Raw genomic sequence first — 24064 nt, forward strand, 5'->3', positions numbered from 1 at the left:
GGGATGGACCCGTGGACCTCGCGCACGCCCTGGCCGCCCTGCCCGCCGACCCGCGCATCGTCGTCACCGGCAACCACGCCACCCCCTGGCACACGCTGGGGCTCGTCGACGCCGCCGTCCCGTCGTACCGCCTCTGGATGCTCAACGCCCAGGCCGGCGTCCCGGACCGCGACGGGGTCGTCCTCGAGACGTCGTTCGTCGGCCCGGGGATGCGGCGCAGCCCGCGGTTGAGCTACGTGCCGTCCCGACTGTCGATGGTGCCGACGCTCTTCGGTCGGCAGCTGCCGCCGGACGCCGTCGTCATCCACACCACGCGCCCGCGCGACGGCAAGGTCTCGATGGGCGTTGAGGTCAATGTCGTCCCGGCCGCGCTCGAGGCGGCCAAGCGGCGCGGCGGCGTGGTGATCGCGCAGGTCAACGACGAGATGCCGTGGACGTACGGCGACGCGCTCGTCGACCTCGACCTGATCGACGTCCTGGTCGAGGCCGACGCGCCCCTGCCGACGGCGCCGGTCACCGCGATCGACGGGCCGTCGGCGCGGATCGGTGAGCTCGTGGCCGACCGCGTGACCGACGGCTCGACGCTGCAGGCCGGGATCGGGGCCGTGCCGGACGCGACGCTGCACGGGCTGCGCGGCCGGAGCGGCCTGCGCGTGTGGACCGAGATGTTCTCCGACAGCATCTTCGCGCTGGAGAAGCTCGGCGCCCTCGACCGCAACGTGCCGATCACCGCGTCCTTCCTCTTCGGGTCACCCGAGCTCCTCGAGTGGGTCGACGGCAACGAGCGGATCGTGATGGCCCGCACCGAGGTCACCAACAGCCCGGCGCTCATCTCGCGCAACCCATCGATGGTCAGCGTCAACACCGCGCTCCAGGTCGACCTCTTCGCGCAGGCCAACGCGTCGCGGATCAATGCGCGGATCCACTCCGGCTTCGGCGGGCAGACCGACTTCATCGTCGGGGCGATGCACAGCGCCGGTGGGCAGGCGTTCATCGCGCTGCGGTCCTGGCACCCCAAGGCCGACTGCTCGACGATCGTGCCGCTCGTGGACGAGCCGGTGACCTCCTTCCAGATGTCCGCGGTCGTCACCGAGCACGGGACCGCCGAGATCGCCGGCCAGGACCAGCGCGAGCAGGCGCGGCAGCTGATCGAGCACACCGCGCACCCGGACGTGCGCGAGGAGCTGCGCGAGGAGGCCGCGGCGCTGGGGCTCGCGTAGGCGGCTGGCGTGAGATCCCTAGGATTGGGCCCATGACGCAGCAGCCGTTCTCCCGCCCGGGAGCCGTCGACCTGTCCGGACTCAGCCAGCCTGCCGCCCCCGCGGGCGGTGCGGCGGGTGGCGCACCCGCCGGCTCGTCGTACGCCGTGCAGCTCGACGAGCAGAACTTCCAGGACACGATCCAGGCGTCGATGACGGCGCCGGTGCTGCTGGTCTTCTACTCCGCGTCCCGGATGCCGGAGAGCGCGACCCTGGCCGACGACCTGGTGACGGTCTCGGGTGAGCTCGAGGGTCGGGTCCTCGTGGGCCTGGTCGACATCGACGCCGTGCCGCAGATCGCCCAGGCGATGCAGATCCCCTCGATCCCGCTCGTGCTGGCGGTCATCGACGGCCGCCCGACCCCGCTCTTCCAGGACGTGCTCCCGCTCGACGAGCTGCGCGGCGCGCTCAACCAGGTCATGCAGCAGCTCACCGCCCAGGGCATCGCCGGTCGTCACCAGCCGCGGCACGCCGCCGGCGCCGCCGACGAGTCCGGCGAGCCGGCCGCCGACCCGCGGTACGCCGCCGCGCAGGACGCGCTGGGCGACGGCGACGTCGAGCGCGCGGTCGCGGAGTACCAGAAGCTGGTCGACGCCAACCCCGCCGACGCCGAGGCCGCTGCGGGCCTGGCCATGGCCAAGCTGCTCCAGCGCACGCAGGGCGTCGACCTCAACGACGCCCGCGCGGCCGCCGCGGCCGACCCCGACGACGTCGACGCGCAGACGATGGTCGCCGACCTCGACATGCTCGGCGGGCACGTCGAGGACGCGTTCAACCGGCTGATCGACCTCGTGCGTCGTACCGCCGGCGACGAGCGCAACCAGGCCCGCGAGCACCTCCTGGGCCTCTTCGGTGCGGTCGGCAACGACGACCCGCGTGTCCTCCGGGGTCGGCAGAACCTCGCGTCAGCGCTCTTCTAGCGCCGTCAGCACCGCCCGGATCGCGGGGGAGTCGGCCATGCTGCGCCGGTGCACCGCGAGCACGTCGCGGGTCGGCACCGGGTCGTGGGCGGGTACGCCGACGAGGTCGTCGCCCAGCGGCTGACGACCGAGCCGCGGCACCAGCGCGATGCCGAGGCCGGCACGCACGAGGGCGAGGTGCGAGTCGAACTCCAGCGCCTCGTGGACGACCCGCGGCACGCGGCCGGTGCCGGCGTACATCCGGGTCAGCCACTGCCGGCAGATCGTGCTCTCCGGGGTGGCCACCCAGGCCTCGTCGAGCACGTCGCGCGGGCTGAGCACGGCGCGACCGGCCAGCGGGTGGTCGGCGCGCATGACGACCTCGGCGAGGTCGCGGTAGACGAGCCGCGACTCGAGGTGGTCGGGGATCGAGATGGGGACGTCGCCCCAGCGGTGCACGACGCCGAGCTCGCTCTGCCCGGTGGCCACCAGGTCGATGGTGTCCCACGGCTCGCGCTCGGTGAGCGCGACCGACAGGGCCGGGTGGGCGGCGAGGAGGTCGCGCACGACCGGCGCGACCAGGCCGCGCATCGCGGTCGAGAAGGCCGTGACCCGCAGGTGGCCCGCGACCGTGCCGGCCCGGTCGTGGAGGCCGGACTCGACCTCCTCGAGGTCGGTGAGCAGCCGGGCGCCGGCGTCGACGAGGTGGCGGCCGTGCCCGGTGAGGATCACGCCGCGGCCGACCCGCTCGAGGAGCGGGACGCCGGTCTGCTTCTCCAGGCGCTTGATCTGCTGGGACACGGCGCTCGGGGTGAAGCCCAGCGCGTGGGCCGCCGCGATCACCGAGCCGTGGGTGTCGACGGCGCGCAGGCTGCTCAGGGCCGCGAGGTCGATCATGCAGCGATGCTACATGGATCCATGCATGTTCATTCGCTGGTGCTGCATGGTCCCGATCGGGGACCCTGGGGACGTGAACCGCCGTGACTCCCTCCTCGCCGCCGTCGTCGCCACGATCTGGGGCTTCAACTTCGTCGTCATCGAGTGGGGCATGGAGGGGGTCCCGCCGTTGCTCTTCGTGGCGATCCGCTTCACCGTCGTGCTGCTCCCGGCGATCGTCCTGGTCCGCCGGCCGCCGGTCCCGTGGCGCACGCTCGTCGCCGTCGGCGCGTTCATGTCGCTGGGCCAGTTCGGCTTCCTCTACGTCTCGATGGACGCCGGGATGCCGCCGGGTCTGGCCGCGCTGGTGCTGCAGGCGCAGGTCATCTTCACGATCGCGATCGCCGCGGGCGTGCTGCGCGAGGTGCCGACCTCGGCCCAGGTCGTCGGCGTCCTGCTCGGCGCCGTCGGCCTGGCGACGGTGGCGGTCGGCCGGGGCGGCCACGTACCGCTGGTCGCGCTGCTGCTCTGCCTGCTCGGCGCCCTCTCCTGGGGCATCGGCAACGTCGTCTCGCGCGCGTCCGGCGCGACCGGCGGACTGTCCCTGACCGTCTGGTCGGCGCTCGTCGTCCCGGTCCCGGCCCTCGTGCTGTCGCTGCTCGTCGACGGTCCCGCCGCGGTCGCCGACGGGCTCGGCGCGTTCGGCTGGCAGGCGGCCCTCTCGACGCTCTACACCGCCGGGCTCGCCTCGCTGGTCGGGTACGGCGTCTTCAACACGCTGCTCGCGCGCAACCCGTCGTCGTACGTCGTCCCCTGGGTGCTGCTCGCCCCGGTCGTCGCGATGGCCTCCGCCTGGCTGCTGCTCGACCAGCGCCCCAACGGCGCCGAGCTCGGCGGCGGGCTGCTGCTGATCCTCGGCGTCCTCGTGGCGATCCGGCCGGCCCGCCGCGGCGAGAGCTCAGTCCGCGACGTCGTCGGAGCAGAGGGCGGCGCTCCACTCGTCGGCGATGCCGCGCCCCTGGGGCAGGTCGTCGATCGCGTCCGCAGCGCGGGCTCGACCGAGGTTCCATGAGACCCAGTCGTCGTCCTCCCCGGTCCACCCGTTGAGCGCGCAGGCGGCCTGGTCGGCGGGCAGCGCGGCGAGGACCGGCACGGCGTCGTCGGAGAGCTCCTGCAGGTAGAGCCAGTCGACCCGGCCGGTCTCCTGGTAGCGGTCGATGTTGTGCTGGGCGATCCAGGCATCGGGGTTGATCGCGGCCAGGCCGACCAGTCCGACGACGCCGGAGATCCAGGCGAAGCGGGGGAGCCAGGACACGCTCAGCGCGATCCCGCTCGCCATCACCGCGAGGACGAGCAGGCCGAGCCAGCCCTCGAAGACGTCGACGAGCAGCCGCAGCCGGGTGAAGCCGTAGGCCTCCTGGTAGACGTGCATCCGGTAGAGCGCGGACGCGACGACGACGAGCGTCTCGGCGCACAGGACCCCGAGCGAGACGCGGAGCCAGAGCCGGTCCGCGGGCGTCCCCTGCGGCGCCTTGCGGGACGCCGCCCAGATCACCAGCAGGGTCAGGGCGGTGGCGACGGTGAGCTGGCCGAAGCCCTGGTGGACGTAGTCGGCGTAGGTGAGCCCGGTGGTGCGTTGCAGGTAGGCGTGGCCGCCGAAGACGACCGTCGCCTGCGCGACGAGGAACGCCGCGAAGACGGCCACCACGACGAGCACGGGCGCCAGCCACTCGTAGCGGTTGGCCACGGGTCGCGCCGGTCGCTCGGGGAGGTCGACGCGGGGCGGGTTCAGGGCGAGGTACGCCGCTGCCAGGACGACCCCGCCGACGCCGATCGTGATGAACGTGTGCTGCACGAACATGTCGACGGAGAGATCGGGGAGCAGTGCGCCCACCCACTCGGCGAGCAGGGCGTCGGCGGAGACGACGAGCGCGCCGAAGACGACGAGCAGCAGCGCCGACCAGACGAGGGTGCGGATCAGGGCCGCGCCGTGGCCGAGGCCCGGGACGCCGGCGAGCGTTCGGCCGAGCCACGGCAGCCCGCGCAGGCCGGCTAGCGGCCAGGAGGCTCCCGAGATCACGAACCCCGGGACGGTGCGGCCGCGGCAGACGCCGACGATGCAGGTCGCCGCCCCGGCGGCGATGCTCAGCGCGACGAGCCAGTCGGCGTCGCGCAGCATCGGGACGAGGGAGAGCAGCGCGCACAGCCCGGCGCAGGTCAGGGTGAAGGGGTCCCGGCGGTGCTTGCTGGCCGCCGCGACGACCGCGCCGCCCGCGAGCAGGAGCAGGGTCAGCCCGATCCCGGCGGACCGGTCGGGGAGCACCTCGCTGGCGAGCACGCCCACGGCGACGGCCGCGAGGACCAGGCCGATCCTGGTCCGGACGCCGGTCGCCGGCCAGAAGGAGCCGAACAGGTCGTCGAGGATCGGCGGCGAGGGGACCGGGGCCGTGCGCGGCGCCGGCGCGGGGTAGGGCGGGTACGGCGGGACGTTCGACGACACGGGTGCCTCCTGGCGTGGTGCGGGAGTGGGCGTGGGGGTCGGGGTGGGCCGGTCCGGCGGGACGAGGGGGAGCTCGACCCGGACCCGCGCGCCCCGGGTGCCGGGCTCGGGGTCGACGAAGCGGATGGAGCCGCCGTGCAGGTCGGTCACCCACCGGGCGATGGCCAGGCCGAGGCCGGTGCTGCCGCTGCCCTCGGTCGCGCGCAGCGTGCCGAAGGGCTCGAAGACGCGCTCCCGGTCGGCCGCCGCCAGACCCGTTCCCTGGTCGAGCACCTCGACGACGTACCGCTCCGCCTCGCGCCGGGCGGTCACCAGGACCGTGCCGCCGGCCGGGCTGTGCCGCGACGCGTTGTCGAGCAGGTTCGCGACGAGCTGGTGCATCCGGGCCGGGTCCGCGTGGACGACGAGGTCGTCGGGCTCGACGTGGACGTCGTAGGCGACCGCGCGACCGAGGACGCGCGCCTCGGCGACGGCGGCCTCGAGCAGGCCGGTCATCGCGACCGGTGCGGGGTTCAGCGGCGCCTTGCCGGCGTCGACCCGGGCCAGGTCGAGCAGGTCCTCGACCAGGCCGCTCAGCCGCTCCGCCTGGGCGAGCGCGGCGGCCAGGGTGTCCGGGTCGGACGGGGCGACGCCGTCGACGACGTTCTCGAGGACGGCGACCAGGCCGGCGATCGGGGTGCGCAGCTCGTGGCTGACGTTGGCGACCAGCTCGCGGCGCTGTCGGTCGGTGCTGGCCAGGTCACGGGCCATCCGGTTGAAGGCGCGGGCCAGCTCGCCGACCTCGTCGCTGGCGGTCTCGGTGACCCGGACGTCGTAGTCGCCGGTCGCCATCCGGCGGGCCGCCTCGGTCATCTGCCGCAGCGGCGAGGTCATCCCGACGGCCAGCAGCTGGGTGACGGCGAGCGCGAGCCCGATGGTGACCGGGATGCTCAGCCAGGCTCCGACGCCGGCGGCCCGGCCGATCGAGGCGACCACGGCGGCGACCGCGACGCTGATGGCGACGAGCAGCCCGAGCTTCACCTTGAGGGAGGCGACCCGGGCGAGCGGCTGCGAGGTCACGCAGGCACCTCGAGCGCGTAGCCGACGCCGTGCACGGTGCGGACCAGGTCGGCGCCGACCTTGGCGCGCAGGCCCTTCACGTGGCTGTCGACGGTGCGGGTGCCGGTGCCGCCGTCCCACCCCCACACCTCGGCCAGCAGCCGGTCGCGCGACACCACGGCACCGGGCGTCGCCGCCAGGCAGAGCAGCAGGTCGAACTCCGTCGGCGTCAGCCGCACCTCCTCGCCGCCGCGCCACACGCGGTGCGCGGGGCCGTCGATGCGCAGGTCACCCAGCTCGAGCGCCCGCTCCGGCTGCCGGGCGGCCAGCTCGGCGGCCCGGTCCACGCGGCGCAGCAGCGCCGCGATCCGGGCGACGAGCTCGCGCATCCGGAAGGGCTTGGTGAGGTAGTCGTCGGCGCCGACCCCGAGCCCGACGAGCACGTCGGCCTCGTCGGCGCGGGCGGTGAGCATGAGCACCGGCACCGGGCGGGCGGCCTGGATCCGTCGGCACACCTCGTGCCCGTCGTACCCGGGGAGCATCACGTCGAGGAGGACCAGGTCGGGGTGGTGCTCGGCCTCCGCGGCGACGGCGCCGGGGCCGTCCCAGGCACGGACGACGGCGTACCCCTCGGCCTCGAGCCGGTCGGCGACGGCCTGGTTGATGACCGGGTCGTCCTCGACGACGAGGACCGTCCGACTCGCGCTCATGCCCCGAGGCTAGGGCCGGGGCGGCGCAGGAGTGGGGGACGACGTGTGCAGGTTCTGTGCAGATCGGGTCAGCTGGATCGGGTCAGCCGGATCGGGTCAGCGACCCGACTCCGTGTACGCCGGCCCGCCGCCGGCCACGTTGGCCAGGGCGGCCTCGATCCGGCGGGCGGTGAAGTCGGCGCACCGCTCGCGCACCTGGTCGACGGTGCAGAACTCCGCCGTGCGGATCTCGCGGGCCTCGCGCACGATCGTGTCGGTCAGGGAGGCGTCGTGGACACCGCCGTCGAAGACCAGGCAGACCGCGTCGTCCCACCCGCTCCAGGGCGGCAGCCAGTCGGTGAGGACGAGCTGGCCCGCGGGGATCTGGAGCGCGAGCTCCTCCTCGATCTCGCGGCTGACCGCCTCTCGCGGGGACTCGTTGACCTCGACCACGCCGCCGGGCAGGTCCCAGTCCGGCTTGTAGGTGAGGTTGCACAGCAGGACCCGGCCGTCACCGTCGCGGACCAGCATCTGGCCGATCGCGCGCTTGCGCGGCAGGAAGGAGTTGAGCAGCGCCCGGAAGCCCTCGGGCTCGTTGAGCGGGGTGTCGGTCGCGAGCCGCGCGTAGACGATCCGGTCGACCGGCGCGCCGTCGACGGTCACGCCGCGCATCACGCCCTCGCGACGCAGCCCCGACCAGGTCGCGGCGCGCTGCGCGCCCTCGTCGTCGGGGTCCACCAGCGCCTCGACGCGGGCGTGGTCGACGAGCGCCGCGACCACCTGGTGCCGGATCACGTCGATCGGCTCGTCGGTGGTCCAGGAGATCCGGGCGATCCCCTCCGCGACGGTGCTCACGGAGGTGGTCGGCTCGGTCACGGGCTACACCCTAGCGACGCTTGCGGAACCAGACCGTCGCCAGCGGGGGTACGACGATCGTGGCGTGGGCGGGCTGCCCCGACCACTCGCCCTCGACCGCGGTGACCGACCCGAAGTTGCCCACGCCGGAGCCGGTGTAGGTCTCGGCGTCGGTGTTGAGGATCTCCTCCCACTCGCCGGCCGACGGCAGGCCGAGCCGGTAGTCGTCGTGGGGGACGGCGGCGAAGTTGGCCACGCAGACCACGTCGGGGGCGCCGTCCTCGCCGTGGCGGACGAACGTGAAGACGTTGCGGCCGGCGTCGTTGGCGTCGATCCACTCGAAGCCGGCCGGGTCGTGGTCACGCTGCCAGACCGCCGGCGACCCGACGTACGCCGCGTTGAGGTCGCGGACCAGGTCGGACACGCCCCGGTGCTCGGGGTGGTCGAGGAGCCACCAGTCGAGCTCGCGCGACTCCGCCCACTCCGACTCCTGGCCCAGCTCGCCGCCCATGAAGAGCAGCTGCTTGCCGGGGTGGGCCCACATGAAGGCCAGGTAGGCGCGCAGGTTGGCCAGCTGCTGCCACCGGTCGCCCGGCATCTTGCGCAGCAGCGAGCCCTTGCCGTGGACGACCTCGTCGTGGCTGAGCGGCAGCACGAAGTTCTCGGAGAAGGCGTAGACGAGCCCGAAGGTCATCTCGCCGTGGTGGTAGGAGCGGTGGATCGGCTCGCGGGCGAGGTAGCCGAGGGTGTCGTGCATCCAGCCCATGTTCCACTTGAAGCCGAAGCCCAGGCCGTCCGCCGACGTCGGCCGGGTGACGCCGGGCCACGACGTCGACTCCTCGGCGATCGTGGTGATGCCGGGAACCCGCTTGTAGACGGTGGCGTTCATCTCCTGGAGGAACTGCACCGCCTCGAGGTTCTCGTGGCCGCCGTGGATGTTGGGCGTCCACTCGCCGTCCTTGCGGGCGTAGTCGAGGTAGAGCATCGACGCGACGCCGTCGACGCGCAGCCCGTCGGCGTGGAACTCCTCGAGCCAGTAGAGCGCGTTGGCGTAGAGGAAGTTGCGCACCTCGCGGCGGCCGAAGTTGAAGATGTGGGAGCCCCACTCCTGGTGCCACCCGCGCTGCGGGTTGGGGTCCTCGTAGAGCGGGGTGCCGTCGAAGCGGGCCAGCGCCCACTCGTCGGTGGCGAAGTGGCCGGGCACCCAGTCGAGGATGACGCCGACGCCGGCCTGGTGCAGCCGGTCGACGAGCAGCCGGAAGCCGTCGGGGTCGCCGAACCGCGCGTCCGGCGCGAAGTAGGACGTCACGTGGTAGCCCCACGAGCCGCCGAACGGGTGCTGCATCACCGGCATCAGCTCGACGTGGGTGAAGCCCAGGCCGGCGACGTACGCCGGGAGCTCCTCGGCGAGCTCGGCCCACGACCAGTAGCGGCCGTCGTGGTGCTTCTTCCACGAGCCGAGGTGCATCTCGTAGACGCTCATCGGCTCGCTGACGGGGGAGCGGTCGGGACGCGCGGTGATCCAGGCGTCGTCGCCCCAGGCGTAGTCGGACTCGAAGACCTTCGAGGCGGTGTCGGCGGGCTTCTCGGCCCAGAACGCCATCGGGTCGGCCTTCTCGCGCCACTCGCCGTCGGGGCCGAGGATGACGTACTTGTACGCCGTGCCGGAGCCCACGCCCGGGACGAAGAGCTCCCAGACGCCGGAGGTGCCGAGCTGCCGCATCGGGTGCTCGCGGCCGTCCCAGCTGTTGAAGTCGGCCTTGAGCCGGACCGCCCGGGCCGCCGGCGCCCACACCGCGAAGGAGGTGCCGGACACCGGGCCGAGCGCGCCGGGGTAGTGGTGCACCCGTGCGCCGAGGACCTCCCACAGCTGCTCGTGGCGGCCCTCGTTGATGAGGTGGAGGTCCATCTCGCCGAGCGTGGGCAGGAAGCGGTAGGGGTCGTCGCCGACGGTCTCGTCGGCGTCGTAGCGCACCGCGACCCGGTAGTCGGGCACGTCCGGCAGCGGGATCACGCCGACCCAGACGCCCTCGTGCTCGTGGTGGAGCTCGGCCTCGCCGCCGTCCCAGCGGACGCTCACCGCGGTCGCGAGCGGGCGCAGCACGCGGACGGTGACGGCGCCGTCGTGCGGGTGCGGGCCGAGCACGCCGTGCGGGTTGCCGTGCTCGCCGTGGGCCACCTGGTGGAGCTCGGCGGTGCCGACCTCGAGCGGTTGCGGCGTGGCTTCGGTGGGCTTCTGGGGCGTCATGCGGCTCCGATCCTCGCCACGGCCGCGAGCGGGATCGCCACCCAGGCCGGACGGTTGCGGGTCTCGTACACGGTCTCGTAGACCGCCTTGTCGGCGACGTACGCGTCGAGCAGCACGCGCTCGGCATCGCTCAGCTCGCCGCCGGCGTAGGCCGTGAGGAAGTGGTTGCGGTTGCGGTGCGCCCACTCCTCGGTGCGGTAGGCGCGCTGCTCGCCACCGTCGGGGTGGTCCTCGGCGAACTGCCGCTCGACGACGTGCGGCGCGTAGTCGAAGGAGCGCAGCATGCCGGCGACGTCGCGCCACGGCGAGTCGGGCAGCAGCCGCTCGGCGAGCGGCTTGGCCGGCTCGCCCTCGAAGTCGACGATCTTCCAGCCCAGGCTGGTGCGCAGCGTCTGGCCGAGGTGCAGGTCGCCGTGGATCTGCTGGACGTCGACTCCCTCCAGCTCGCGCAGCCGGGAGTACGCCGCCCGCAGCGCGTCGGTGTGCTGGGCCAGCTCGGGCACCACCTGGAGCGCCTCGTCGAGCCGGGCGTCCATCGCGTCGGCGAGCTCGGCGACCGCGGCCGGGGCGAGCCGGTCGACCGGGAAGTGCTCGGCGAGCACCCCGTGCACCTCGCGCAGCGCCTGGCCGAGGCGGGTCGCCTCGCCCGAGAAGTCGCCGCCGGCCTCGTGGGCGTGCAGGTCGGCCTCCGCGAAGAGGTTGCGCACGCTGGCGAGCGCGAGGTCCCAGCCGTCGCTGGCGGTGCGGAGGAACTCCTGGAGCATCGCGAGCTGGAGGGTGGTGCCGGTGCCGTCCTCCGCACCGCCCTCGACGCTGCTGGCGGGGTCGCTGTCGACCCAGTCGAGCCAGCCGTAGAGCGAGGCGATGTGCGTCGACTCGGCGCGGGTCAGCACGTCGTGGACGCTGATGTCCGGGTTGACCCCCGGCGTGATCTTGCGGAAGACCTTCATCAGCGCGTCCTCGCCGAAGGCCACCGAGGAGTTGGACTGCTCGCCGGAGAAGAGCGTCGAGTGGGTCTCGAGGTCGAGTGCGTGGTCGCCGATGCGGTGGAAGCGCAGGCCGCTGTCGTCGTTGAGGTTGCCGCCCGGCGAACCCGCCGCGCGGTCGAACGCCCGCAGCCACAGGGCCATCGCCTCGCGGTCGTGGAGGGCGTCGTACGCGTGCACCCAGCCGTACGCCGGCTCCTCCCACCACCCGATGAAGGCGTGGTCGAGCCGGGTCTCGGGGTCGGTGTAGAGCGCCATCGGCACCTGGTAGACCTCGCTGCCGCCGGACGCGTCGTCGTAGGCGACCTCGACCAGGTCGATGACGACCTGGGGGTCGCCGTCGGTCGTGGCCGGCACGGCGCCGACCCGGCGCACGGACGCGACCCGGAACGGACGGCCCTTGCCGCCGAACCAGCGCGTGCGTTCCAGGTATCTCGCGAACACCTCGGGCTCTACCTCGGACATGGGGGTGGTCACAGCAGCGGGCCCTCCTCGCTGGACAGCGTGGTCGTCTCGGGGGCGGTCAGCCGGAACCAGTAGAAGCCGTAGCCGGCCAGGGTGAGCAGGTAGGGGAGCTCGCCGATCTCGGGGAAGGGCACGCCCCCGAGCAGCTCGATCGGCCGTCGTCCCTCGAACCGGCGCAGGTCGAGCTCGACCGGCTGCGGGAAGCGGGAGAGGTTGTTGACGCAGAGGATGACGTCCTCGTTGCCGTCCGCGTCGACGTGCTCGCGCACGTAGGACAGCACCGACGGGTTGGAGCCGCCCAGGTCGTGGAACTCGCCCAGCCCGAAGGCCGCGTGGTTGCGCCGCGCGTGGATCATCCGGCGGGTCCAGTGCAGCAACGAGGAGGCGTTCTCCAGCTGGGCCTCGACGTTGACCGACTGGTAGCCGAAGACCGGGTCCTGGATCACCGGGCGGTCGAGCTTGCCGGGGGTCGCCGAGGAGAAGCCGGCGTTGCGGTCGGCGGTCCACTGCATGGGCGTGCGGACCCCGTCGCGGTCACCGAGCCAGATGTTGTCGCCCATGCCGATCTCGTCGCCGTAGTAGAGGACGGGCGAGCCGGGCAGCGAGAGGAGCAGCGCGTTGAAGAGCTCGATCTGGTTGGTGTCGTTGTCGAGCAGGGGAGCGAGGCGCCGGCGGATGCCGATGTTGGCCTTCATGCGGGGGTCCTTGGCGTACTCGCCCCACATGTAGTCGCGGTCCTCGTCGGTCACCATCTCGAGCGTCAGCTCGTCGTGGTTGCGCAGGAAGATGCCCCACTGGCAGTTGTCCGGGATCGCCGGGGTCTGCTCGAGGATCTCGGAGATCGGGAAGCGGGACTCGCGGCGGACCGCCATGAAGATGCGCGGCATCACCGGGAAGTGGAAGGCCATGTGGCACTCGTCGCCGCCGACCGAGAAGTCGCCGAAGTACTCGACCACGTCCTGCGGCCACTGGTTGGCCTCGCAGAGCAGGATCCGGCCGGGGTACTCGTCGTCGACGACCTTGCGGAGCTTCTTGAGCATCTCGTGGGTCTCGGGGAGGTTCTCGCCGTTGGTGCCCGGGCGCTCGTAGAGGTAGGGGACCGCGTCGAGGCGGAAGCCGTCCATGCCCATGTCGAGCCAGAAGCGGATCGCGTCGAGGATCGCGTCGTGGACCTTCGGGTTGTCGAAGTTGAGGTCCGGCTGGTGGGAGAAGAAGCGGTGCCAGAAGTACTGCTGGCGGACCGGGTCCCACGTCCAGTTGGACGGCTCGGTGTCGACGAAGATGATCCGCGCGTCCTGGTAGAGCTCGTCGGTGTCGGACCAGACGTAGAAGTCGCCGTACGGGCCGTCCGGGTCGGTGCGCGACTGCTGGAACCACTCGTGCTGGTCGCTCGTGTGGTTCATGACGAAGTCGATGATCACCCGGATGCCGCGCTTGTGCGCCTCGCCGAGGAAGTAGCGGAAGTCGTCGATGGTGCCGATCTCCGGGTGGACCTCGGTGTAGTGCGCGACGTCGTACCCGTCGTCGCGCAGCGGGCTCGGGAAGAACGGCGGGATCCACAGGCAGTCGACGCCGAGCCACTCGAGGTAGTCGAGCTTCTCGACGAGGCCGCGGAAGTCGCCGGTGCCGTCGGCGTTGGAGTCGCGGAACGCACGGACCAGGACCTCGTAGAAGACGGCGCTCTTGAACCAGTCGGGGGTGCGCTCGTTGAGGACCTGGACCTCGGTGGAGGTCTCGGGGGAGTCCTGGGTCACCGGGCGCTCCTCACCGTCAGCACGTGGGCCGGCTCCGAGTAGGGGTCGAGGCGGACGTAGTTGTGCTCGCCCCAGGTCCACTCCTGGCCGGTGATCTCGTCGCGCACGGCGAAGGAGTCGCCGGCGCCGATCGCGGCCAGGTCGAGGTGGACGACGGTCTCGCGGGCGGCGTGCGGGTCGACGTTGACCACCACGATCACGGTGTCCTTCCTGCCGTCGGGCAGGGTGGCCTGCTTGCTGAAGACGAGGATGTTCTCGTCATCGCTCCAGTGGATGCTCACGTTGCGCAGCAGCTGCAGCGCGGGGTGGGCGCGGCGCAATTCGTTGAGCCGGGTGAGGTACGGCGCGAGCGTGCGTCCCTCGGCCGCGGCGCCGTCCCAGTCGCGGACCCGGATCTGGTACTTCTCCGAGTCGAGGTACTCCTCGCTGCCGGGTCGCACCGCGACGTGCTCGAAGAGCTCGTAGCCGGCGTAGACGCCCCAGCTCGGGGAGGAGAGCGCCGCGATCGTCGCGCGGATCTTGAACGCCGCCGGGCCGCCGTACTGCAGGTAGGCGTGGAGGATGTCGGGGGTGTTGACGAAGAAGTTCGGCCGCATCAGGTGGTCGGACTCGTGGGACACCTCGGTGAGGTACTCCTCGAGCTCCCACTTGGCGGTGCGCCAGGTGAAGTAGGTGTAGCTCTGGTGGTAGCCGATCGCGCCCAGGCCGTGCATCATCGCCGGGCGCGTGAAGGCCTCGGAGAGGAAGAGCACGTCCGGGTCGGTGGACCGGATCTCCTTGAGCAGCCACTCCCAGAAGGCCAGCGGCTTGGTGTGCGGGTTGTCGACCCGGAAGATCCGGACGCCGTGGGACATCCAGAGCCGCACGACCCGCAGCACCTCGGCGCAGATGCCGCTCGGGTCGTTGTCGAAGTTGACCGGGTAGATGTCCTGGTACTTCTTGGGCGGGTTCTCGGCGTAGGCGATGGTGCCGTCGGCGCGGGTGGTGAACCACTCGGGGTGGCTGCGCACCCACGGGTGGTCCGGCGCCGCCTGCAGCGCGAGGTCGAGGGCGACCTCGAGGCCGAGGCTGGTGGCGTGCGCGACGAAGGCGTCGAAGTCGGCGAAGGTGCCGAGGTCGGGGTGGATCGCGTCGTGGCCGCCGTCCTTCGAGCCGATAGCCCACGGCGAGCCCGGGTCGTCCGGACCGGGGTCGAGGGTGTTGTTCGGGCCCTTGCGGTTGACCTCGCCGATCGGGTGGATCGGCGGCAGGTAGATGACGTCGAAGCCCATCGCCGCGACGGCGTCGAGCCGCTTGGCGGCGGTGGTGAGCGTGCCGCTGGTGACCTTGCCGGTCTTCACGTCCTTCGTCGCGCCCTCGGAGCGGGGGAAGAACTCGTACCAGCTGCCGTAGAGGGCGCGGGTGCGGTCGGCGTACGCCGGGTAGGGACCCTCGACGGTGATCAGGTCGCGCAGCGGGTGGGTGGCGAGGACCCCGACCAGCTCGGGCGCCTGGAGCACGGCCAGCCGGGCGCCCACCGGGCGCTTGGTGTCGGTGGTGGCCTCGATCGCGTCCTGGAGCACGGTCGAGGCGTCGGCCGAGCCGGGGTCGCGCGGGTCGAGGGTGGTGATCACCCGCTCGAGCAGCAGCCGACCCTCGGTGAACATCAGCTCGACGTCGATGCCCTCGGGGATCTTGATGCCGGCGGCGTGCTGCCAGGTCGCGACCGGGTCGGACCAGGCGACGATCTCGAAGGTCCAGGCGCCGGGCAGGTCGGGGGTCACCCACGCGGCGTACCTGTCCGGGACCTCGGGGTCCTTCTCCATCCGGACCGGCGGCCTGCGCCGGCCGTCCGGCGCGGTGAGCACGACCTCGGCGCCGAGCTTGTCGTGGCCCTCCCGGAACACCGATGCGCTCACCGGGAACGGCTCGCCGACCGTCGCCTTCGCCGGGAGTCGACCGAGATCGACCAGCGGCATGACGTCCATGACGGGGATGCGTCCGACCATGATCTCCAACCTAGCGAGGGTGCGGGAGGGGTCGGCAAGGGTGCAGCGCCGACTCCTCCCGCGTACCCGTCACCCGGGAGCGGAAACAGCCCGTCTCGTCGGTCGGTCAGAAGACCTGCAGCTCCGCCGCGTGGACGATCGTGCCGCGGTCGGAGGCCGTGGCGCAGTCGGTCGCGTTGGTCGGGTCGTTGTCCTGCTCGCCCGCGTAGCCCGCGTAGCCGGTGCACTGGTTGTCCAGCGCGACCAGCCGGATCGCCGCGGCCTTCGTGGCCGGTACGGCGAACGAGCGAAGCGTCAGGTCGGGCGCGACCGGTCGGGGCCGCAGCGCCGGGAAGGCGTCTCCCGGCGAGGTGTAGAAGCGCTTCCACACCGCCGCGTCCGACGAGCAGGCCGTGACGCACGCCTCGAGCGCGAAGCGGCGCAGCGCGGTGAAGCGCGACCCGGAGTCGGGGTCGTCGTCGGCGGCCAGCGGGACCCCGGAGTCGTCGGCGGGCGCCGGGTTGAGCATCGCGCTCACCTGCACCCGGTGCACGACGTGGGTGCCGCCGGCCAGGTCGACCGCGACGTACGGCTTGGTCGCGTCGACCGTGGTGTCCGAGACGCCGCCCCAGGCCGTCGCCTCGGTGCCGTCGATCAGGGACGCCGCGTTGAGCGATCCGGCGGTCGCGTCGATCACCGTCGCGCCGTTGCCGGCGCTCGCGAGGTTGCGGGCACCCGGGACCCGGACGGTCTGCTTGCCGGTGCCGACCTTCATCGTGAAGCGCGTGAATCCGGTCGTCGGCGAGGCGAAGACCATCTGGTAGCGCCCCGGCGTGAACGTCGTCGTCTTGGCGATCGGGGTGGCCCGGGCCTCGTAGCGGCCCACGTAGAGCTTGCCGGCCGAGGGGGTGACGAAGCGGACGGTGCCGTTGCGGCCCGTCGGCGTCGTGAAGCTCGGCGTGGGCTGGTCGGAGTCGGCGTCCGGGGTGGAGGCCTTCGCGCCCATGCCCCGCTTGGCGAACGCGGCCCAGAGCGCGGCCTTGTCCGCGCCGCCGAAGCGCATCTGGTCGGCTGCGATCATCGCGTCGCGGGCGTCGAGCATCGACGTCGCGCCCTGCTGGAGCAGGAACGCGTCGAACATGAGCTGGATCCAGCGGCGGTTGCCCGGGCACTGGTCGGCCGGCAGCGGACTGCTCGTCGAGGTCGCCTGGGCGCAGCGCAGCTGGAGCTTGCGGTCGTCGTACGGGAACCGCTTGTTCCACTTCGTGACCAGCGCCTGCCGGACCTGCCACTGGGTGCCGTTCCAGATCTCGCCGTCGGCGTGGACCTCGGGGCCGGTGGAGTCGAAGCCGTAGTCGCTGTAGTTGAGCGGGTTCTTGTTGATCGCGTAGTCGCGGATGCCCTTGGTCTGGTTGCCGGTGGCGTAGGGACCGACCACCCAGGGGTTCTTCGCGCCGGTGGAGTAGCCGTGGCTGAACATGTACTCGCCGGCGGTCAGGTCGCCCCAGGACTCGCCCATCGCGCCGCCCTGCTCGGAGGTGATGCCCTCGTCGGGTCCGCCGATCATCCGGTTGCTGATCGCGTGGGTGTACTCGTGGCCGACGATGCTCATGTCGAGCGCGCCGTCGGCGCAGGGGGAGTAGAACGAGCCGGCGATCGGCTGGAAGAGGTACTGGTTCGTGATCCCCGGTACGCCGTCCTGCAGCGCGATCTGGTTGGCGTTGTCGCGGCCGAGCAGCAGCGGCTGGCCGCCGGTGAGCGCGCCCGCCTGCGCGTTGCCGATCTCCTGGTCGCCGCCGGTGCCGCCGCGGCCGAGGTTGTCGAGCTGGAGGTTGTAGTTGTCCTCGGTGAAGCCCAGGTAGTAGGCGTAGTCGTGCATCCGGTTGTGCGCGACGAAGAGGTTGGTGACCACGGCGTCGATGTCGTTGCCGCCGGGCACCAGCTGGGTCGGGTCGCAGCCGGAGTTGTTCCAGGCGTCGGTGAACTCCGTGGTGTAGTCACGCGTCGGCGAGATCGGCGCCTGCTCGAGGCCGCCGGGCGCGAGCGGGTCGGCCCAGGCCTCGTGGGTGTTGGCGTTGTTGCCGATCGTCGTCATCGAGCCGACCCCGGTCGCGGCGACCGCGTCCCACGGGCCCGGCGCGGCCACGTTGCGCAGCGAGCCGGCCGGCGAGGTGCAGCCGTCGGCGTCGACCCAGCAACCGATCACGGAGTTCTTCGGGGTGGTGTCGGGGGAGTAGTCGAGCGAGGGGTTGGCGGTGAAGTAGCGCCAGCGCGAGGGGAAGCCCGCGTCGCCGGTCGACGGACCGCTGGCGTCGCTGGTCGTCACGCCGGCGACGTACGTGCCGGGGCCGACGAAGGGCACCGTGGGGTCGGCGTACGGGCAGACCTGCATGGTGTAGATGCCCTTCGGCATCGCGTCCGCGGTGTACGTCGCGGTCTCGGGGCTGGTGCCGAGGTCGCCGGTCACGAGGAGCTGGCCGTCGGGGTCGAAGAGCTTGACCTCGATGTCGTTGACGGTGTTGACCTCGGCGGCGACCGCGACGATCTGCTTGGTGTTGTCGTCGGTCAGCTCGAACTCGTGCTTCGGGCCGCAGTCGGTGGCGGTGACCTCGCCCTGGAACTGGAAGGCGTCGGAGCTGTTCTCGACCTGGTTCTCCCGGTGGAGGACGTCGCCCGTGACGCCGTCGACCAGGACGGTGTAGGCGAAGGTCGAGCCCTTCTGGGTGTCGACCACGTTGGTCTCGAAGACCGGGCGGACGGTGCCGTCGGCGAGGGCCAGGGCGCGCAGCCGGACCAGCTGCTCGCGGTCGTAGCCGGGCACGGTGAGGCGGGTCCAGCCGCCGGCCACCGTGCTGGTGACGTCGGCGACCGTGCCTCCGGTGAGCGCGCGCCCGACGTTCGCGGCGGCCGCGGCGAAGGCCTGGACGGGGGAGAGGGTCGCGGCCGGTGCGGTGCCGCTCGCCTTCACGATGGAGGAGGAGACGTAGGCGATCTCGCCGTCCGCAACGCCGACGGTGACCATGCTGGCCAGGGCCGGCGCGAGGTCGCCGAAGCGCTGCCGGAAGAGCACCGCGCGGGCGTCGCTCTGGGCGAGCCGCTGGCTGTTGACGAGCTCGAGGTCGTCGACCCCGGCGGCGGTGAGGCCGAAGAGGGCTGCGTGCTGGCGCAGCCAGGCGCGGGCGGCGACGGCCGGGTCGTCGGAGGTCGACCGCGCCAGCACGCCGTCGGTCGGGAGGATCGAGGCCGGCGTACCGAATCGGTTCCAGCGGACGTCGACCGCCCCCAGGTCGCGCGCGGCGGTGCGCTGGGCCGCCGACGGGACGGCGGTCCCACGGGCGTCGAGGTCGGAGAGTCCGGGGACGGCGTCGGCGAGGGTGCCGAGCGTGTCGTCGACCGCCGCGGCCCCGGCGGGGGCCGCATCGGCGGTGGGCAGCTGCGCGAGCGACGGCACGGCGGTGGCGAGCAGCGCGGCGCAGGCGGTGAGCACGACCGCGCGGTGGCGCGGCGTACGGCGGGAGGTGGGAGGCATGCCCCGCCAACGGCGAACGGGTCCGTTCGTTATGCGGACGGCCGGTCCAGAGCGATCTCAGGCGAACCTTTGATCGTTCCAAGGATCTGGCGGTACCGTCCCCGTGTGCGTGCGATCCGTCGATTCACCGTCCGTCCCGTCCTGCCCTCCGCGCTCGCCGCGCTGGGCGATCTCGCGGGCAACCTGCGCTGGTCCTGGCACCCGGAGACGCAGGACGTCTTCGCCGCCGTCGACCCCGACCTGTGGGAGTCGACGGGCCACGACCCGGCCCGCCTCCTCGGCGCCGTCGGACGGCAGCGGCTCGAGCAGCTCGCGACCGACGCGGGCTTCCTCGACCAGCTGGCCGGGGCACGTGCCGACCTCGAGCACTACCTGACGGGCGACCGGTGGTACCAGCGCCGCCTGGCCGCGGGCGTCGAGGGCCCGAAGGCGATCGGCTACTTCTCCCCGGAGTTCGGCATCACGGCCGTGCTGCCGCAGTACTCCGGCGGTCTCGGCATCCTCGCCGGCGACCACCTCAAGGCCGCCAGCGACCTCGGCGTCCCGATCATCGGCGTCGGCCTGCTCTACAAGCACGGCTACTTCAAGCAGTCGCTCTCCCGCGAGGGCTGGCAGCAGGAGACCTACCCCGTCCTCGACCCCGACGGCCTGCCGATCTCGGCGCTGCGCGAGGACAACGGCTCCCGGGCGGTCATCTCCCTGGCGCTGCCCGACGGGCCCGAGATGCTCGCTCGTGTCTGGGTCGCCAGCGTCGGCCGGGTGCCGCTGCTCCTCCTCGACACGGACGTCGAGGGCAACCCCGACCACTACCGCGACGTCACCGACCGCCTGTACGGCGGCAACAGCGAGCACCGGCTGCGCCAGGAGATGCTGCTCGGCATCGGCGGCGTCCGCGCGATCCGCGCCTTCTCGCGGCTCACCGGCCACGCGGCGCCCGAGGTCTTCCACACCAACGAGGGCCACGCCGGCTTCCTCGGCCTGGAGCGGATCCGCGAGCTGACCGTCGCCGAGGGCGGCCCGAAGCTCGACTGGGACACCGCCCTCGAGGTCGGCCGCGCCTCGACCGTCTTCACCACGCACACCCCGGTCCCGGCCGGCATCGACCGCTTCCCGCGCACGCTGGTCGAGCAGTACTTCAGCGAGGCCGGCCCGACCCCGGGCGTCCCGGTCGACCAGGTGCTCGCGCTCGGCACCGAGGACTACGCCGGCGGCGACCCGTCGGTCTTCAACATGGCGGTGATGGGCTTCCGGCTCGCCCAGCGCGCCAACGGCGTCTCGCAGCTGCACGGTCACGTCAGCCGTGGCATGTTCAACGGCCTCTGGCCGGCCTTCGACGAGGCCGAGGTGCCGATCGGCTCGATCACCAACGGCGTCCACGCGCCGACCTGGGTGGCCCGCGAGGTCATCGCGCTCGCCGCCAGTCAGGGCGCCGACCCGGACAGCGACGACACCGACGGCTTCTGGGCCGCGGTCGACAAGGTGCCCGGCGCGGAGATGTGGGCGGTCAAGCGCCAGCTGCGCGAGCGTCTCGTCCACGACGCCCGCCGCCGGCTGACCCGGTCCTGGGAGAAGCGCGGCTCCGCCCGGGCCGAGCTCGGCTGGATCGACGGCGCGCTCGACCCCGACGTGCTGACGATCGGCTTCGCGCGGCGCGCGGCGTCGTACAAGCGGCTGACGCTGATGATGCGCGACCCGGAGCGGCTCAAGAGCCTGCTGCTCCACCCCGAGCGCCCGATCCAGCTGGTCATCGCCGGCAAGGCGCACCCCGCCGACGACGGCGGCAAGAAGCTGATCCAGGACATCGTCCGGCTCTCCGACGACCCGGCGATCCGGCACCGCATCGTCTTCCTGCCCAACTACGACATCGCGATGGCGCAGCCGCTCTACCCCGGCTGCGACGTGTGGCTCAACAACCCGCTCCGTCCCTACGAGGCCTGCGGCACCTCCGGCATGAAGGCCGCGCTCAACGGCGGCCTCAACCTCTCGGTGCTCGACGGCTGGTGGGACGAGTGGTACGACGGCGACAACGGCTGGGCGATCCCGACCGCCGACGGCGTCGAGGACATCGACCACCGCGACGACCTCGAGGCGCACGCGCTCTACGACCTGATCGAGAACGAGGTCGCCCCGCGCTTCTACGACCTCGACCACGAGGGCGTGCCCACGCGGTGGATCGAGATGACCCGCCACACGCTCAAGTCGCTCGGCCCCAAGGTCCTCGCGACCCGGATGGTGCGCGACTACGTGCGCGAGCTCTACGCGCCGGCGGCCAGCACCGCCCACCGCCTCAACTCCGACTACGCCGGCGCCGTCGAGCTGGCCGCGTGGAAGAAGAAGGTGCGCACCGGCTGGGCCGGCGTCCGCGTCGAGCACGTCGAGAGCAGCGGCGTCAGCGACGCCCCCGAGGTCGGCGACGTGATGAGCGTCCGCGCCTTCGTGGCGCTCGGCGACCTCGCGCCCGCCGACGTCGAGGTGCAGCTGGTCCACGGCCGCAGTACCGGCGAGGACGACCTCGTCGACACCACCACGGCGCTGCTCGCCGCGGCCGAGAGCTACGAGGGCGGCCGGCACCGCTTCGACGGCGACGTCGTCCTCGACCACTCCGGCTCGTTCGGCTACACCGTGCGCGTCGTCCCGCGCAACGACCTGCTCGCCTCGACGGCCGAGCTCGGCGTGGTAGCCGTCCCCTGAGTCGAGTCGGCGCTGATTCACCCCCGAGTCGGCGCTGACTCACCCTCGAGTTCGGAGAATCAGCGCCGACTCGAGGGTGAGATGGCGCCGACTCGGCGAGGAGTCAGACCTCGCGGAGCACCACGACGGTACGGCGGCCCAGGGCGATCCGGTCGCCGGCGCGGACCTGGGTGCCGACGGGCAGCCGGAAGTCGGTGGAGAGCACGACCTCGCCGGTCTGCACCCAGTCGTTCTCGGGGAGCGAGAGCGAGGTGGGCAGCCAGTCGGCGTTGAACCAGAGCATGAAGGACTTGTCGACCTGCTGCTCGCCGTGCCGGCCCGGCGCGCGCAGCGGCCGGCCGGAGACGAACATGCCGATCGTGCGCAGGTTCGGGTCGTGCCAGTCGTCGTCGGCCATCTCGCGGCCCGAGGGGTGGATCCAGGCGAGGTCCTTGGGGCCGCCGGCGATCGCCGGCCGCCCCTCGAACCAGTGCCGCTGCCGCAGCGCCGGGTGCTCGCGCCGCAGCCGCAGCGCGGCCTTGGTGATCTCGTAGACGTCGAGCCACGCGTCGTCGGGACGCCAGTCGACCCACGAGATCTCGTTGTCCTGGCAGTAGGCGTTGTTGTTCCCGCGCTGGGTGCGCCCGCGCTCGTCGCCGGCGGTGATCATCGGGACGCCGTTGGACAGGCACAGCGTCGCCATCATGTTGGCCAGCTGCCGCCGGCGTACGGCGACCAGCGCCGGGTCGTCGGACTCGCCCTCGTGGCCGAGGTTCCAGGACCGGTTGTTGTCGGTGCCGTCGCGGTTGTCCTCCCCGTTGGCCTCGTTGTGCTTGTGCTCGTAGGTCACGAGGTCGCGCGCGGTGAAGCCGTCGTGGGCGGTGATGAAGTTGATCGAGTTGTACGCCGAGCGCCCGTCGTCGGCGTAGAGGTCGGAGGAGCCGGCGAGCCGGGTCGCGACGGTCCGGACGTTGGGGGAGTGGTTGCGCCAGAAGTCGCGGATCTCGTCGCGGTACTGGTCGTTCCACTCGGTCCACGGCGGCGGCATCCGGCCGACGAGGTAGCCGTCCATCGAGGCGTCCCACGGCTCGGCGATCAGCTTGACGTGCCGCAGCACGGGGTCCTGGCCGATCGCGACGAGCAGCCGGCAGTTCATGTCGATGTCGTAGCCGGTGCGGGTCAGCGCCGACATCAGGTCGAAGCGGAAGCCGTCGACGTGCATCTCGGTGACCCAGTAGCGCAGCGAGTCGAGGATGAGCCGCAGCGCCAGCGGGTCGTTGGTGTCGACGGTGTTGCCGCAGCCGGTGACGTCCCAGTAGGTGTCGTCGTACGCCGTCGTCCCGGTCGCGGTGTCGACGGCCGGCTTGACCCGCTTGTAGAAGCCGCGGTCGTCGAGGCCGCGGAAGGAGATGGTCGGGCCGCTCGGACCACCCTCCGCGGTGTGGTTGTAGACGACGTCGAGGATCACCTCGATGCCGGCCGCGTGCAGGGTGCGCACCATCTCCTTGAACTCCGCGACCTGCTGGCCGCGGTCGTCGGACGCGGCGTAACCGGCGTCGGGAGAGAAGTAGCTGATGGTGTTGTAGCCCCAGTAGTTGGACGTGCCCCGGTCGAGCAGCGCCGGCTCGGAGAAGTACTGGTGCACGGGCAGCAGCTCGACGGCGGTCACCCCGAGGTCGCGCAGGTAGTCGACGACCGCGGGCGACGAGAGCCCGGCGTACGTGCCGCGCAGCTCCTCGGGCACCCGGTCGTGGAGCTGCGTGAAGCCCTTGACGTGCAGCTCGTAGATGACGGTGTCGCGCCACCGGCGGCGCATCGGGGTGTCGCCCTGCCAGTCGAAGGACGGGTCGACCACGACGCTGCGGGCGGTGTACGGCGCGGAGTCGGCCTCGTTGCGCTGGGTGGGGTCGGCATGGTCGTAGCCGAAGAGCGGCGGCTCGGGACGGATCGTCCCGGAGGTCGCGAGCGCGTAGGGGTCCAGCAGCAGCTTCGCCGGGTTGAAGCGGAAGCCCTGGGCGGGGTCCCACGGACCGTCGACCCGGTAGCCGTAGCGGGTGCCCGGTGCGATGTCCGGGAGCGCGCCGTGCCAGATGCCCAGCGACTGCTCGGTGAGCTGGTGGCGGGTCTCGACGTCCTCGTCGTCGAAGACGCACAGCCAGCACTCGGTCGCGTTGGGCGCGTAGACCGCGAAGTTCGTCGACTCCGCCGACCAGGTCGCGCCGAGCGGCCAGTTGCGGCCGGGCCACACCTTCGCGCGCTGCCCGAGGTGGGTCCACATGGCTGAGGTCACGGGCTGCATTCTTCCCGATGGTGACACGATGCCGTGACC

The 24064-nt window shown here is 72.3% G+C and carries 14 protein-coding genes; 4 read left to right on the forward strand and 10 right to left on the reverse strand.

The window, feature by feature from the left end:
- Positions 1-11 precede the first annotated feature (11 nt).
- Together K8U61_RS00630 and K8U61_RS00635 are read left to right on the forward strand one after the other, a co-directional pair.
- On the forward strand, positions 12-1220 hold the full coding sequence (locus K8U61_RS00630) for an acetyl-CoA hydrolase/transferase family protein (RefSeq protein ID WP_224121021.1): 1209 nt from the start codon (positions 12-14) through the stop codon (positions 1218-1220).
- A 32-nt stretch (positions 1221-1252) separates the two neighbouring features.
- The gene (locus K8U61_RS00635) at positions 1253-2179 is read left to right on the forward strand and encodes a co-chaperone YbbN (RefSeq protein WP_224121022.1); all 927 of its coding nucleotides are present in this window, start codon (positions 1253-1255) and stop codon (positions 2177-2179) included.
- Here K8U61_RS00635 and K8U61_RS00640 read toward each other — a convergent pair.
- Positions 2165-3055: a LysR family transcriptional regulator gene (locus tag K8U61_RS00640; protein WP_224121023.1), complete on the reverse strand. Its 891-nt coding sequence runs from the start codon at positions 3053-3055 to the stop codon at positions 2165-2167. The two genes, K8U61_RS00635 and K8U61_RS00640, sit on opposite strands and share 15 nt — an antisense overlap.
- A gap of 73 nt (positions 3056-3128) precedes the next feature.
- On the opposite strand from K8U61_RS00640, the gene K8U61_RS00645 reads away from it, so the two are divergent.
- On the forward strand, positions 3129-4106 hold the full coding sequence (locus K8U61_RS00645; RefSeq protein WP_224121024.1) for an EamA family transporter: 978 nt from the start codon (positions 3129-3131) through the stop codon (positions 4104-4106).
- On the opposite strand, the gene K8U61_RS00650 is transcribed toward K8U61_RS00645, so the two are convergent.
- From K8U61_RS00650 to K8U61_RS00685, 8 genes are all read right to left on the reverse strand, one after another.
- Positions 3993-6593, reverse strand: coding sequence for a DUF4153 domain-containing protein (locus K8U61_RS00650; protein ID WP_224121025.1), 2601 nt, complete (start codon positions 6591-6593; stop codon positions 3993-3995). The two genes, K8U61_RS00645 and K8U61_RS00650, sit on opposite strands and share 114 nt — an antisense overlap.
- Positions 6590-7282, reverse strand: a complete 693-nt coding sequence (locus tag K8U61_RS00655; protein WP_224121026.1) for a response regulator — start codon at positions 7280-7282, stop codon at positions 6590-6592. The genes K8U61_RS00650 and K8U61_RS00655 overlap by 4 nt, the downstream gene beginning before the upstream one ends.
- A 96-nt stretch (positions 7283-7378) precedes the next feature.
- Positions 7379-8137, reverse strand: coding sequence for an NUDIX hydrolase (locus tag K8U61_RS00660; protein ID WP_224121027.1), 759 nt, complete (start codon positions 8135-8137; stop codon positions 7379-7381).
- Between the two features lie 10 nt (positions 8138-8147).
- Positions 8148-10364: a 1,4-alpha-glucan branching protein GlgB gene (glgB, locus tag K8U61_RS00665; RefSeq protein WP_224121028.1), complete on the reverse strand. Its 2217-nt coding sequence runs from the start codon at positions 10362-10364 to the stop codon at positions 8148-8150.
- Complete coding sequence (locus K8U61_RS00670) at positions 10361-11815, reverse strand: maltokinase N-terminal cap-like domain-containing protein (RefSeq protein WP_224121029.1); 1455 nt, start codon at positions 11813-11815, stop codon at positions 10361-10363. The genes glgB and K8U61_RS00670 overlap by 4 nt, the downstream gene beginning before the upstream one ends.
- Before the next feature lie 8 nt (positions 11816-11823).
- Positions 11824-13569, reverse strand: coding sequence for a maltose alpha-D-glucosyltransferase (gene treS / locus K8U61_RS00675; protein WP_224121030.1), 1746 nt, complete (start codon positions 13567-13569; stop codon positions 11824-11826).
- Positions 13566-15557, reverse strand: a complete 1992-nt coding sequence (locus K8U61_RS00680; protein ID WP_224121031.1) for an alpha-1,4-glucan--maltose-1-phosphate maltosyltransferase — start codon at positions 15555-15557, stop codon at positions 13566-13568. Before K8U61_RS00680 ends, treS begins: the two co-directional genes overlap by 4 nt.
- 106 nt (positions 15558-15663) lie before the next feature.
- Positions 15664-19065 carry a M36 family metallopeptidase gene (locus K8U61_RS00685; RefSeq protein ID WP_224121032.1) on the reverse strand — a complete coding sequence of 1134 codons (3402 nt, stop codon included), beginning with the start codon at positions 19063-19065 and terminating at the stop codon, positions 15664-15666.
- Positions 19066-19170: 105 nt separating this feature from the next.
- Between K8U61_RS00685 and glgP the strand changes: the two genes are divergently transcribed.
- Positions 19171-21756, forward strand: coding sequence for an alpha-glucan family phosphorylase (glgP, locus tag K8U61_RS00690; RefSeq protein WP_224121033.1), 2586 nt, complete (start codon positions 19171-19173; stop codon positions 21754-21756).
- Between the two features lie 103 nt (positions 21757-21859).
- Here the strand turns inward: glgP and glgX are convergent, their stop codons facing one another.
- On the reverse strand, positions 21860-24025 hold the full coding sequence (glgX, locus tag K8U61_RS00695) for a glycogen debranching protein GlgX (RefSeq protein ID WP_372454160.1): 2166 nt from the start codon (positions 24023-24025) through the stop codon (positions 21860-21862).
- Positions 24026-24064: the final 39 nt, after the last annotated feature.

Origin of the sequence: Nocardioides mangrovi (genome assembly GCF_020073815.1) — a bacterium.
GTDB classification, from domain to species: Bacteria; Actinomycetota; Actinomycetes; order Propionibacteriales; family Nocardioidaceae; genus Nocardioides; species Nocardioides mangrovi.